At 72.3% G+C, this 12351-nt stretch carries 11 protein-coding genes; 5 read left to right on the top strand and 6 right to left on the bottom strand.

Going from position 1 to position 12351, the window contains the following annotated elements; translation table 11 throughout:
- Positions 1-148 precede the first annotated feature (148 nt).
- Positions 149-1576, bottom strand: coding sequence for an alkaline phosphatase family protein (locus LNW72_RS07150; RefSeq protein ID WP_250974622.1), 1428 nt, complete (start codon positions 1574-1576; stop codon positions 149-151).
- 262 nt (positions 1577-1838) lie between these two features.
- Between LNW72_RS07150 and LNW72_RS07145 the strand changes: the two genes are divergently transcribed.
- Complete coding sequence (locus tag LNW72_RS07145; RefSeq protein WP_250974621.1) at positions 1839-2315, top strand: DUF5990 family protein; 477 nt, start codon at positions 1839-1841, stop codon at positions 2313-2315.
- An 81-nt stretch (positions 2316-2396) separates the two neighbouring features.
- Here the strand turns inward: LNW72_RS07145 and LNW72_RS07140 are convergent, their stop codons facing one another.
- From LNW72_RS07140 to LNW72_RS07120, 5 genes are all read right to left on the bottom strand, one after another.
- A complete protein-coding gene (locus LNW72_RS07140) occupies positions 2397-2816 on the bottom strand; it encodes a TOBE domain-containing protein (RefSeq protein WP_250974620.1) in 420 nt (139 codons plus the stop codon).
- A gap of 186 nt (positions 2817-3002) precedes the next feature.
- The gene (locus LNW72_RS07135) at positions 3003-4415 is read right to left on the bottom strand and encodes a pyridoxal-phosphate dependent enzyme (RefSeq protein WP_250974619.1); all 1413 of its coding nucleotides are present in this window, start codon (positions 4413-4415) and stop codon (positions 3003-3005) included.
- 163 nt (positions 4416-4578) lie between these two features.
- Complete coding sequence (locus tag LNW72_RS07130) at positions 4579-5271, bottom strand: class F sortase (RefSeq protein WP_250974618.1); 693 nt, start codon at positions 5269-5271, stop codon at positions 4579-4581.
- A 152-nt stretch (positions 5272-5423) separates the two neighbouring features.
- Positions 5424-5837: a hypothetical protein gene (locus tag LNW72_RS07125; RefSeq protein ID WP_250974617.1), complete on the bottom strand. Its 414-nt coding sequence runs from the start codon at positions 5835-5837 to the stop codon at positions 5424-5426.
- A 374-nt stretch (positions 5838-6211) separates the two neighbouring features.
- Positions 6212-7852 (bottom strand): FAD-dependent monooxygenase, encoded by a 1641-nt coding sequence (locus LNW72_RS07120; RefSeq protein WP_250974616.1) that lies wholly within the window; start codon positions 7850-7852, stop codon positions 6212-6214.
- A gap of 301 nt (positions 7853-8153) precedes the next feature.
- Here LNW72_RS07120 and LNW72_RS07115 point away from each other — a divergent pair, with 301 nt between their 5' ends.
- Genes LNW72_RS07115 through LNW72_RS07100 form a run of 4 tightly spaced genes read left to right on the top strand, consistent with a single transcriptional unit; the run spans position 8154 to position 12341 of the window.
- Positions 8154-9323 (top strand): SchA/CurD-like domain-containing protein, encoded by a 1170-nt coding sequence (locus tag LNW72_RS07115; RefSeq protein WP_250974615.1) that lies wholly within the window; start codon positions 8154-8156, stop codon positions 9321-9323.
- Between the two features lie 53 nt (positions 9324-9376).
- Complete coding sequence (locus LNW72_RS07110) at positions 9377-9817, top strand: cupin domain-containing protein (protein ID WP_250974614.1); 441 nt, start codon at positions 9377-9379, stop codon at positions 9815-9817.
- A complete protein-coding gene (locus tag LNW72_RS07105; RefSeq protein WP_250974613.1) occupies positions 9814-11082 on the top strand; it encodes a beta-ketoacyl-[acyl-carrier-protein] synthase family protein in 1269 nt (422 codons plus the stop codon). The genes LNW72_RS07110 and LNW72_RS07105 overlap by 4 nt, the downstream gene beginning before the upstream one ends.
- Positions 11079-12341: a beta-ketoacyl synthase N-terminal-like domain-containing protein gene (locus tag LNW72_RS07100; RefSeq protein ID WP_250974612.1), complete on the top strand. Its 1263-nt coding sequence runs from the start codon at positions 11079-11081 to the stop codon at positions 12339-12341. The genes LNW72_RS07105 and LNW72_RS07100 overlap by 4 nt, the downstream gene beginning before the upstream one ends.
- Positions 12342-12351: the final 10 nt, after the last annotated feature.

The following is a 12351-nucleotide window of genomic DNA, read 5'->3' as shown; positions in this document are numbered from 1 at the left end:
CTCCCCCAGCTACCGCTGGGAGGTGCCCCCAGCTGTCGGGCTCATCCACGTACCCCGGTACGAGGACGACCCTCCGCCTTGCGATCGCACGCACCAGACGCCCCGGGCCCCGCCCTCCGGGCGGACGCCGCCATTTGTCAGACACGGCCTAGGTGTGCGGCCGCCGGCCCTTCTCCTGCTTCGGGAACGTCTGGTCCGCGCCGGGGAGAACCGGCTTGGGGAGGGTGGCCACCTCCTTCTTGGCCTCCTCCAGCTGCTTCGCCGTGTCGTGCGGCAGCCGCGGCGGCCGCGGGGTGGCGTGGGAGAAGCGGAACGCCGAGGTCAGGTCGCCGAAGGTGCGCCGCCGCCACTGCGTGACGTTCGGTGCCTCGACGCCGGTGAACCGCTCCAGGAACTGCAGCGCCGAGGTGTGGTCGAAGGCCTCGCTCGCCACCCAGCCGCCCACGGTCCAGGGCGACACGATGATCGCCGGGACCCGGAAGCCACCGCCGATCGGCAGCCCCTGGACGAACTCGTCGACCGTGCCCGCCTTCGGGGTGGGCGGGGGCACATGGTCGAACAGGCCGTCGTTCTCGTCGTAGTTGAGGATGAACGCGGTCTTCGCCCAGACCTTCGGGTTGGACGCGATGGCCTCGATCTTCTGCGCCACGAAGTCGGCGCCGGCCGCCGGCAGGTAGTCCGGGTGCTCGGACTGGAAGCTCGTCGGCATGATCCAGGAGACCGCCGGCAGCCGGTCGTTGCGCGCGTCGTCCTCGAAGGTGCCCTCGGGCTGCGGGCGCATGCCGCGCTCGTAGAGGTCCTCACCCGGCTTGGAGTCCCGGAACGTCTGGAACTGCTCCAGCATGTTGCAGCCGTAGTCGTCGTCCTGCTGGTACACCTTCCAGCTGATGCCGGCGGCCTGCAGGCGCTCCGCGTAGGTCGGCCACCGGTACGGCGTGGGCGCCTTGTTGGTGAGCACCGGGCCGCCCTGCGTGCCGCCGGGGTCGATGGTGCCGGTCATCCAGTACAGGCGGTTCGGCCAGGTCGGGCCGAAGACCGAGCAGAAGTAGTTGTCGCAGATGGTGAAGGTCTCCGCGAGGGCGAACTGGAAGGGGATGTCCTTCCGCGTGTAGTAGCCCATCACGTACGGGCCGTTCACACCGTCGGCCTTGCGGTGCGCGGGGAGCCACTGGTCCATCTTGCCGCCGTTCCAGGCCGCGTGCTGCACGGCCCAGGCGTGGCTGGTGGACGGGATGGCCTGGGCGCTGGACTTGTGGGTGTCCAGATGGAACGGCAGCAGATAGCCGTCCGGATTGACCGTGTCGGGCTGATAGAAGACCGAACGCCCGTTGTCCAGCTTCAGCGCGTGCGGATCGTTGAAGCCGCGGACGCCGGAGAGGGTGCCGAAGTAGTGATCGAAGGAGCGGTTCTCCTGCATCAGCATGACGACATGCTCGATGTCGTTCAGCGAACCGTGCCGCGGCGGTCCCGCCGCGACGGCCTTCTGCACGCTGGGCGGCAGCAGGGAGAGCGCCGCCGCGCCTCCCATCGCCCCCGCCGCCGATCCGAGGAGTCTGCGTCGCGTCAACTCGGCCATGAACATCCCTTCCCGACCTGTCGGTGCGAGCCCTGGTCGTGGACCCATCAACACCCTTGCGGGGAGCGGGACGGAGGCGAAGGGGGCAATCGGTGAACACGTGACCAACGAGCAGCGAGCACCGGGCCATGGCACGGCCGGCCGCCGCGGGAGTGCGGATCTCCTCCGACCGTCCCGAGTCCATGCGACACCTGACGGAGCGTCACGGCGGCGGGACACGCGGAATGCGCCCATGGCCGGGCCGGCGGGGGATGATGACCGGGTGGAGATCCGTATCGAGGCCTCAGACCTGCCCGGCCGTGCTTTCGCCCTCGGCCCGGACTTTCCCGCCGCCGACAACGTGCACGTCGGCGTGCAGCGCAGGGACCGGCCGGGCGAGTGGACGGGCCTCCACCCGGGTGACGCCGCGTCGGCGAGCTGGACCCTGGAGGCCGTCGCCGTTCCGACCGCCACCGGTACGGAACTCGAAGGCCCTTACCTCCAGAACCGGCTGGGCGGGCAGTTCGTCTTCCTGTCCTGGGTCACGGTGGACGCGGCGGGTGTGACCGACATGCTGCGGCGGGCGAAGCTGATGTTCGCCGACATCCCGCGGGAGACGTTCGACGAGGCGGTGCGCGGCGGCCGGCTGACCGCCCGGCTGCGGCTGACGACCGCCGGGGGCCGGCCGCTGTGCGGACGGGTGCGGCCACCCCTGGTGACCTGGTCGGCGGAGACCGCGGAGACGCTGCGGCCGGAGTGAGTCGTCGGACCCGCACTCTCGCCGGGCAGAACGGCAAAAAGCCCGCCGGCGCGGAATCCGCGCGGCGGGCTGTCGCCCGGATCAGACGGTGGCGAGGGAGATCTCGGTCGACTTGATGAGCGCGACCACGGAGGTGCCGGCGGTCAGGCCGAGGTCGGTGACGGCGTCCTTGGTGATGGCCGCGGTCAGTTCGCCGCCCGGGACGGTGACCTTGACGCTGGCCATGGCGCCGCCGGTGGCGACCTCGGAGACGGTGCCGGCGAGCTGGTTGCGGATGCTCAGGCCTTCGACCGGGCCGGTGGCCAGCGAGACCTCCGTCGACTTCACCAGGGTGCGGACGGCGGTGCCCTCGGCGATCCCCAGCTCCTTGACGGCTTCCAGCGTGATGGCCGCGGTGATGTTCTGGCCGCCGTCCAGACGGACCTTGACGGTCGCCATGACCTCACCGGCGGTGACGTCGGTGACGGTGCCGGGAATCTGGTTGCGGATGCTCAGACTCATGAAGGTGCGCCTCGCAAAGTGAGTGGAATGTCGGGCTTGGCCGGTCGTGTCCCTTCACTGTAGCCACACTCCGCGCACCCGTTCCGGCACGCATCGCAAACGCCATGCCAGTGGTGGTAACGGCCTGGCACATCCGCCGCGACGGCCCGATTCCGCCGGTCCGCCACGCCGCGGCCCGGCGACCGCTCAGCCTTCCAGCGCCTTCCGGCCGACCAGGCCGACCGCCCGCCCGTCGAGCAGGACGACGGCGGCGTCGTGGCGGCGGGCGGGAGTGTCGAGGCAGGCGAGCGCAGTGGAGAGCGGCTGGCCGAGACCGACGAGGGGCAGCGCCGGGGCGAGGTGGTCGCGCAGCGGCTCCTCCGGACCCGCCCCCGAGTCGAGTACGGCCTGCAGCCCGGCCGCTTCCGCGGAGCCGATGATCTCGCCGGCGCTGATGCCGAACGGCCGGTCGGCACGGGCGAGCACGACGGGTGCGACGTCGGCCCGCGCGGCGCGCAGCACGGCCAGCGCCTCGCCCAGCGAGTCGGTGGAGGCAACGGTGACCGGCCTCCCGCCGGGGCCCGGGGCGTCGCCCAGGACCGTGCGCACCGTCGGTTCGGTGTCGTCGCCGTGCCGCGGCTCCTCCAGGAAGCCGCGCTGCCGCAGCCAGTCGTCGCTGAGCGCCGAGGACAGATAGGAGCGGCCCGAGTCGGGCAGCAGGACGACGACCAGGTCGTCGGGGCCCAGCCGCCGTGCCACCCGCAGCGCCGCGGCCACCGCAGTCCCCGAGGACGGGCCCACCAGCAGCCCTTCTTCGCGGGCCATCCGCCGCGCCGTCAGCAACGACTCCCGGTCCGGCACCCGTTCGAACGTGTCGACCACGCTCCGGTGGTACGACTCGGGCCACACGTCCTCCGAGGTCTCCGGATGGACGAAGTGGCCGATGCTCTCCACGAAGTAGGCGCTGCCGTCGCCGCCGCCGTACACCGACGCCTCCGGATCCGCGCCGACGACGGTGACCCCTCCGCCGGAGGCCTTCTTCAGGAAGGCGCCGGTGCCGCTGATGGTGCCGCCGGTGCCGACGCCCGCCACGAAGTGCGTGACCCGCCCGCCGGTCTGTTCCCAGATCTCCGGCCCGGTGGTCACCACATGGGCGTCCGGGTTGGCCGGGTTGTCGTACTGGTTCGCCAGCCAGGCGCCGGGGATCTCCTCCGCGAGCCGGCGCACCACATGGAAGAGGTGGTCCGGGTGGTCCTTGGAGAGCGCGGTCGGGGCGAGCACGACCTCGGCGCCGTAAGCGCGCAGGATGTCGCTCTTCTCCTGGGCGGCCCGCTCGGACACCCCGATCACGACCCGGTAGCCGCGCTGCCGTCCGACGATGGCCAGCCCGATGCCGGTGTTGCCCGATGTCGCCTCGACGATCGTGCCGCCCGGCCGGAGCTCACCCGTACGCTCGGCCTCCCGCACCATCGACAGCGCGGCGCGGTCCTTGACGCTGCCGCCGATGCTGAGGAACTCCGCCTTCGCGTAGACCGGAGTCACGATGCCCTCGCCCAGCCGCGCCAGCCGGAACAGCGGCGTCCCGCCGATCGCGTCCGTGACCGATTCGTAGACGGTCATCTCTGGAACCTCGTCCCTCTTCCGGTGGTTTCGACGCGACGGAACCACCGGGTGTGAAGGACCAGCGGCAACACCGCGGGGCCGGTGTCCGGTTCATGGACCCGCAGGGGGACGATACCGTGACCGCCCCCGGCCCTGCCCCGGGTGTGTGCCGCGCGGGCGGTCAGCCCCGGCGGGAGGATTCCAGGTGGGCGAAGACGACGACGTTGTCCTTGTAGTCCTTCTTCGAGTGGTCGTACGCGCCGCCGCAGGTGATGATGCGCAGCTGGGCGTTGGGGGTGTCGGCGTAGACGCGCTGGTCGGGGAAGTTGTTCTTGGAGAAGGTCTCGACGGAGTCGACCTTGAACGTCGCGATGACGCCGTCGGCGCGGGTGATCTCGGCGGTGCTGCCCGGCTTGACCATGCTGAGCAGGAAGAACACCGCGGGGCCGGTCTTGGTGTCGACATGGCCGGCGACGATGGAATTGCCGCGTTCGCCGGGCGTGGGGCCTTCCGCGTACCAGCCCGCGAGGTTGTTGTTGTCCGACGGCGGGGGATCCAGCTTGCCCGACGTGCCGATGTGCAGCGGGGTGAAGGGGGCGCTCACGCCGATGGCGGGAATCGTCAGCAGGGTGGGGCGCGAGGCGGGCAGTCCGGGGGCGGCGCTGACGGGCGGCGGGGCCGCCGCGTGTGCCGTGGCCTGCGCCACGGCGGCGGCCGGGGACGGCGCTGCCTCGGAAGCGTCGACGGAGTTGTAGATGAGGAACGCGCCGAGCAGGGCCGCGCCGGTGGCCCAGCCCAGGACTCGCGAGGAGACGTCGCCGCCCGGTGCGTTCTCCGCCGCGCGGGCGCTGTGCTGTGTGGGCTGCTGGGCCATTCGGTGATGCCTTTCGTCAGCTCTGTTCTGTGGCTCGTGGTTCTGCTGCCCGCGTGCGGGGCACCGGGCCGGGCCCGGAACCGGCGCTGCCACCGTCATCGTGGGACGACGGTGGCAACGACGGAACAGCGTGGTGCGGAGCGTGCGTCGGATCAGGCCGCGAGGCCGGCGCCGGCGGAGGCGTTGCGGCGGCGCAGGACGAAGGCGCCGGCGCCGAGGCCACCGAGCAGCAGAACGGAACCGGCGGCCAGGCCGCCGCCCGACAGGGCCATGCCGCCACCGCCGGTGTGCATGCCACCGTGCGGCTTCTTGGCCTCCTCGCCCTTCCACCCTTCCTCGGACTTGGCGCCCTTCTTGGCCTCCTGGCCCTTCCAGCCGTCCTCGGACTTGGTGCCCTGCTCGGACTTGGTGCCCTCCTCGGAGGGGGACCAGCTGTCGCTGGAGCTGGAGGAGCCGCTCGGGTCGTATGCGTTGTGGGCACCCGTGGCGGCGTGGGCGGAGGGAGCGGCGATGGCGAGGACAGCGGAGAGGGTTGCTCCGGCCAGCAGGGTGCGAGCAGTGCGCATGGGAAGGTTCCTTCCGCCGCGACGTGCGCTGGCTGACAGGGCATCAGCCATAGGAAGCGCAGTAGCGACGTCATCACCGTCAGTCATATGCCGAGGTTGTGCCACCGGAGAGAGCACAACGGGTGACGGAGTGCTCTCTTCGGGTGGTGCCGGCCGTGGGGGAGCGGTGCCCGACCGGGCTGACGGTGTCTCACCCCGACGGGGCATCAGCACCCCGGACCGCACCCCGGACCGCACCCCGGACCGCACCCCGGACCGCACCCCGGACCGCAGGCCGGAATGCACCCCGGACCGCGCGGAAATGCGGCGCCACAGGGCGTGACACGGCGGAGCGGGCCGCGCGGCGTCCGCGCGGCCTGCTCCGGTGACAGCCGTCATCCGTTGCCGGGAACGCCGCCCAGTACCTTCTCCAGCACGTCCTGCAGGGTCCGCTCCGCGTTCGCGTCCGCGGTCCGCGACCGCCACGCGATGAACCCGTCGGGGCGGACCAGGACCGCTCCGTCGTTCTCCGCCCCGTGCAACTGCGCCCAGTCGGCGCCCTCTTCGGGAACGAGGTCGTGGTTCTCGTCCGGGCCCACCTGGTAGCAGGCCAGCGGGATGCCGGTGCGCCCGGCGATGCTCAGGCCGGCCTGGTGCCAGGCGCCGCCGTCGGGACCGCTGAGCAGTACCGGGGTCCGCTCGTACAGGTCGAGGGTGGAGAGCCGGCGGCCCTCCTGGTTCAGCCACATGTGCGGGGCCCGGCCGCCCGGCTGGGCCAGCGGACGGAACTCCTCAGGGACGGCCGGCTGGTCCTGCGGGGCGCCCACGACCGCGCCGTCGAGGTAGCGGTAGCCCAGCACCACCGCGAGCATCCCGGGCTTCCGGCCGGCGCCGGGGCTGACGTCGTAACCCGGGTGGCGGTGTTCGGCGGAACGGGTCGAGGCGCGCGCTCCGGTGGCCAGCGCCACCGGCCGCCGCTCGGCGTCGTACGTCTCCAGCAGCCCGGGGCCCGCCCAGCCGCGCAGCACCGCGGCGAGCTTCCAGGCGAGGTTGTGCGCGTCCTGGATGCCGGTGTTGGAGCCGAACGCCCCGGTCGGGGACATCTCGTGCGCCGAGTCGCCGGCCAGGAAGATCCGGCCGGTGCCGTAGCGCTCGGCCACCCGCTCGGCGGCATGCCACGGCGCCTTCCCGGTGACCTCCACCTCGAGGTCGGGCACGCCGACCGCGGTGCGGATCAGCGCCTCGCACCGCTGGTCGGTGAAGTCCTCCAGCGTCTCGCCGTCGTCCGGGCGCCAAGGCGCGTGGAACACCCAGTTCTCGTCGTTGTCGACGGGCAGCAGCGCGCCGGGGCTCTCGGGGTTCGTCAGGTAGCAGACGATGAAGCGCCGGTCGCCGACCGCGTCGGCAAGCCGCTTGGCCTTGAACGTGATGCTCACGTTGTGGAACAGGTCGCCGGCCCCGGTCATCCCGATGCCGAGCCGCTCGCGCACCGGGCTGCGCGGCCCGTCCGCGGCGACGAGGTAGTCCGCCCGGATCGTCCGGTCCTCACCCGTCTCACGGGATCGGACCACCGCCGTCACTCCTTCGGCGTCCTGCTCGGCGGAGATCAGCTCGGTGCCGAAGCGGATGTCGCCGCCGAGGTCGCGGGCGCTGCGCAGCAGCACCGGCTCCAGGTCGTTCTGGCTGCACAGGCACCAGCCCGACGGGCTGAACTTGGCGAGCGCCCCGCCGGGGTCGATCTGCTTGAACAGCCACTCCTGCTCCGAGCCGGTCAGTGTGTCGGCCTGCAGGATGCCGTGGTTCTCCGCCAGCACGGAGGCGGCCTCGCGGATCAGCGGTTCCACCCCCGCCGCCCGGAACAGTTCCATCGTGCGGACGTTGTTGCCCCGGCCGCGGGGGTGGTGCGAGGTCTGGGCGTGCCGTTCCACGAGCACGTGCTCGATGCCGAGCCGGCCCAGGAACAGCGAGGCGGACAGCCCCACCAGGGAGCCACCAACGATCAGGACGGGCACGCGATCGTCGATCTTCGACGTCATGAGGTCTCCAGAGAGGGTTGTGCGGAGCCGGTCCGCCACGGGTTGGTGACGGCCGTTCGGCTGCGTTCCTCCTTTCCCTGTCGGGAGCCTGTTGACCGGGAAGTCACTCGCCCGCCTCACGTACCGTGCGCGATTCATGCCGTTATGTGAGCATCGGCCGTAGCCGAGCACGCCTGGTGCATATGCAGAGGGCAAGGCCTGCGGCAGTCGGCAGGGGTGTCGGAGTTTTCCCGACCCGTCATCGAAGCCGCATTCCGTGGCGGGCGGTACGCCCGTCCCCCGACAGAGAGGAACGATCACGGTGACGACTCTGGACGACCGGCGCATAGCGGATCCCACCCTGGAGACCACGCGACTGCGCGTCGTACTCCTGCTGGATGTCCTCGACGGCCGACAGGAACGCTTCCTGGAGGCGTACGAGGAGATCAGGCACCAGGTGGCCGGAGTACCGGGCCACGTCAGCGACCAGCTCTGCCAGTCGCTCGGAAATTCGTCCCAATGGCTCATCACCAGCGAATGGGAGGGCAGCGAGCCCTTCCTGGCCTGGGTGGAGAGCGCGGCCCACCGCAAGATGGTCGAACCGCTGCACGGCTGCGTCCGGGACACCACGTCCCTGCGCTTCGTGATCGCCCGGGAGACCCCCGACCCGCTGGACGCCCCCGCCCGCCCGGAGCGGCGTGCGGCCCGGCCCGGCCCGGCCAAGGGGAAGACCGCCGCCCCGCGCGCCGCCGGCACCGACCCGCTGCCGGCACCGCCGTTGTGCTCGGGCGGCGTCGTCCGCCACGCGATCACCTTCACCGTGAAGCCCGGCAGCGAGCCGGCCGTGGCCAAGATCCTGGCCGGCTACCGCTCGCCGCAGGCACGCGTCGACGACACCACGCAGCTGCGCCGCACCTCGCTCTTCATGCACGGCAACCGCGTCGTGCGGGCCGTCGAGGTGACGGGCGACCTGGGCAACGCGCTGCGGCACGTCGCCGCCCAGCCCGAGGTCAGGGCCGTCGAAGAAGCGATCAACCCGTATCTGGAGGAGGCCCGGGACCTCACCGACGGGTCGTCCGCCCGCGCCTTCTTCGCCCGCGCGGCGCTCCCCGCGGTCGAGCACGTCACCGGCGCGGAAGCCGCTCCGGACGACGGCGTCACCCGCCGGGCGTACTTCTACCCGGTCAAGCCCGGCCGTGGCGAGGAGGCGGCCCGCCTGCTCGCCGAGCTGGACGCGGCCGCCGCCGCGGACCCCGGGCAGCGGCTCGTGGGCAGCACGGTCTTCCACCGCGACGACGTCCTCGTCCGCGTCGTCGACCTGGCGGAGCAGCAGCGGCGCTCGCCGGCCGGCGAGCTCGCGGACGTCGTGCCCGAGGAGCTGAACCGGCTGCTCGACCTCGGCAAGCACCACGACCCGTCCGCCGCCGGTGAACTCTCGTACGGAGTGCCGGCGATGGACCTCATCACCGACCGCCGGGCGCAGGCCGCCTGAAACCCCCAGCACGTCCGGCTCCGCAACCGGACGGCACCGACCAAGGAGCGGCCATGACACCTCAGCAGGCACGTATCGTCCACCTCGACGACACCAGCCCCAACACCCGGCGTGGCGGCGACATCCGCGCCGTCCTCACCCCGACGTCCGTGGGCGCCACGAGCGGCTTCATGGGGCTGGCGATCATCCAGCCCGGTGAGCAGATCGCGGAGCACTACCACCCGTACTCCGAGGAGTTCGTCTACGTCGTCTCGGGCTCGCTCGAAGTGGACCTGGACGGCGTCAGCCACTCGCTGCGCCCCGACCAGGGGCTGCTGGTTCCGCTCGACGTCCGGCACCGGTTCCGCAACGTGGGCACCGAAGAGGCCCGGATGGTCTTCCACCTGGGGCCGCTCGCGCCCCGGCCGGAAATGGGCCATGTGGACACCGAGGAGACCGAGCACGTCCAGGCCGGAACGATGGCTCCCCCCGACCCCGCGGGGGCGAGGACGTGACCCGGCGGGTGGCGGTCACCGGACTGGGCGTGGTCGCCCCCGGCGGTGTGGGGGTGCCTGCCTTCTGGGACCTGCTCACCGCCGGGCGCACCGCGACCCGGGGCATCACGCTGTTCGACCCCGAGGGCTTCCGCTCCAGGATCGCCGCGGAGGTCGACTTCGATGCCGCCGCCTGCGGTCTCGGCCCGGACCTCGAGAAGCGCGCCGACCGGTACGTCCAGTTCGCGCTGGTCGCCGCCCGCGAAGCGGCCCGGGACTCGGGGCTCGACATGGAGGCCCAGGACCCCTGGCGGGTCGGGGCCTCCCTCGGATCGGCCGTCGGCGGTACCACCCGCCTCGAACACGACTACGTGAAGGTCAGCGACTCGGGCGGTCGCTGGGACGTACGGCCCGACCGTGCGGGACCGCATCTGCACCGGGCCTTCTCGCCGAGCGCACTCGCCTCGGAAGTGGCCGAGGACCTCGGCGCGAAGGGCCCGGTCCAGACGGTCTCGACGGGCTGCACGTCAGGGCTGGACGCGGTCGGCCATGCCTTCCACGCCATCCAGGACGGCAAGGCCGACGTGATCGTCGCCGGGGCCGCGGACTCACCGATCTCCCCGATCACGGTGGCCTGCTTCGACGCGATCAAGGCGACCTCCACCCGCAACGACGACCCCGCCCACGCCTCCCGTCCCTTCGACGCGGAACGCGACGGATTCGTGCTGGGCGAGGGCGCGGCCGTACTGCTCCTGGAGGAATGGGAGCACGCGCGGAAGCGCGGCGCCCGGATCTACTGCGAGCTGCGCGGCTTCGCCACGTTCGGCAACGCCTACCACATGACCGGTCTCACCACCGAGGGCCTGGAGATGTCCCACGCCATCGACCAGGCGCTGGACCAGGCCCGTATCGACCGGACCGAGATCGACTACGTCAACGCGCACGGCTCGGGCACCGTGCAGAACGACCGGCACGAGACGGCGGCCGTGAAGCGCTCCCTGGGCGCGCACGCGCACACCGTACCGATGAGCTCGATCAAGTCGATGGTCGGGCACTCGCTCGGCGCGATCGGGGCGATCGAACTCGCCGCCTGCGCCCTGGCGCTGACCCACGGGGTGGTGCCGCCGACCGCGAACTACGACACCCCCGACCCCGACTGCGATCTCGACTACGTGCCGCGGACCGCGCGCACCGCACCGCTGCGGTCCGTGCTGTCGGTCGGCAGCGGCTTCGGCGGCTTCCAGTCCGCCGTGGTGCTCGGGCACGCGGAGAGGAGCCCGTCATGAAAAGAACGTCACCGGATCGGAGCACCGCCGGCCGGCAGACCGTGGTGACCGGCCTCGGCGTCATCGCGCCGAACGGCGTCGGGACCGACGCCTTCTGGAAGGCCGTCCAGCAGGGCGTGTCCGTGCTCGGCCCGGTCACCCGCGAGGGCTGCACCGAGCTGCCGCTGCGGGTCGCCGGAGAGGTCGCCGGGTTCGACCCGGCCCTCCTGGTCGAAGGCCGCTACCTGGTCCAGACCGACCGCTTCACGCACTTCGCGATGGCAGCGGCCGATCTCGCCCTCAGCGACGCCCAGCTGGAGCACGATCCGCGGTCGCCGTTCGCCATCGGCGTGGTGACCGCGGCCGGCTCCGGCGGCGGCGAGTTCGGCCAGGGCGAACTGCAGCAGTTGTGGGGCCAGGGCCCGAACTTCGTCGGGCCGTACCAGTCCATCGCCTGGTTCTACGCCGCGAGCACCGGCCAGATCTCCATCCGGGGCGGCTTCCAGGGACCCTGCGGAGTGCTCGCCAACGACGAGGCCGGTGGCCTCGACGCGTTCGGGCACGCCTGCCGCACGATCCGGCGGGGTACCGACGCCGTCGTCGTCGGCGCCACCGAGGCGCCGCTGGCCCCCTACTCGGTCGTCTGCCAGCTCGGCTACCCCGAGCTCAGTCTCGCCGGGGACCCGCACCGGGCCTATCTGCCGTTCACCGACGACGCCTGCGGATTCTCGCCCGCGGAAGGCGGCGCGATGTTCGTGGTCGAGGAGGAGGCCGCGGCGCGCCGCCGCGGCGCCCCGGTCCGGGCCGTGGTCGCGGGACACGCCGCCACGTTCACCGGCACCGCGGGCTGGGAGCACTCCCGGCCGGGGCTGGCGCGGGCGATCCAGGGCGCACTGGACGAGGCGGGCTGCTCCGCCGAGGACATCGACGTGGTCTTCGCCGACGCCCTCGGGGTGCCCGCGGCCGACCAGGCCGAGGCGCTGGCGATCGCCGACGCCCTCGGCCCGCACGCCGCGAACGTCCCCGTCACCGCCCCGAAGACCGGCTTCGGCCGGGCCTACTCGGCGGCCTCGGCACTGGACGTCGCCACCGCGGTACTCGCCCTGGAGCACGGCGTGGTGCCCCCCACCCCCAACATCACCGAGGTCCGCCACGACCTCGACCTCGTCACCGGCGAGGCCCGCGCCGCCGACCTGCGCACGGCCCTCGTCCTGAGCCGGGGCCTGATGGGCTGCAACTCGGCCCTGGTGCTGCGCCGCGTTCCCGACGACCGGCGCTGACGGGAACGGC

It is taken from the genome of Streptomyces sp. RKAG293 (assembly GCF_023701745.1).
Taxonomy (GTDB): Bacteria; Actinomycetota; Actinomycetes; order Streptomycetales; family Streptomycetaceae; genus Actinacidiphila.
This window is presented reverse-complemented; position numbering and strand designations above follow the sequence as displayed.

Coding starts and splice junctions, on each gene's coding strand:
- LNW72_RS07100 (WP_250974612.1), top strand. CDS start 11,079: ATGAAAAGAACGTCACCGGATCGGAGCACCGCCGGCCGGCAGACCGTG.
- LNW72_RS07110 (WP_250974614.1), top strand. CDS start 9,377: ATGACACCTCAGCAGGCACGTATCGTCCACCTCGACGACACCAGCCCC.
- LNW72_RS07130 (WP_250974618.1), bottom strand. CDS start 5,271: ATGGCCCAGCAGCCCACACAGCACAGCGCCCGCGCGGCGGAGAACGCA.
- LNW72_RS07140 (WP_250974620.1), bottom strand. CDS start 2,816: ATGAGTCTGAGCATCCGCAACCAGATTCCCGGCACCGTCACCGACGTC.
- LNW72_RS07120 (WP_250974616.1), bottom strand. CDS start 7,852: ATGACGTCGAAGATCGACGATCGCGTGCCCGTCCTGATCGTTGGTGGC.
- LNW72_RS07135 (WP_250974619.1), bottom strand. CDS start 4,415: ATGACCGTCTACGAATCGGTCACGGACGCGATCGGCGGGACGCCGCTG.
- LNW72_RS07150 (WP_250974622.1), bottom strand. CDS start 1,576: ATGGCCGAGTTGACGCGACGCAGACTCCTCGGATCGGCGGCGGGGGCG.
- LNW72_RS07125 (WP_250974617.1), bottom strand. CDS start 5,837: ATGCGCACTGCTCGCACCCTGCTGGCCGGAGCAACCCTCTCCGCTGTC.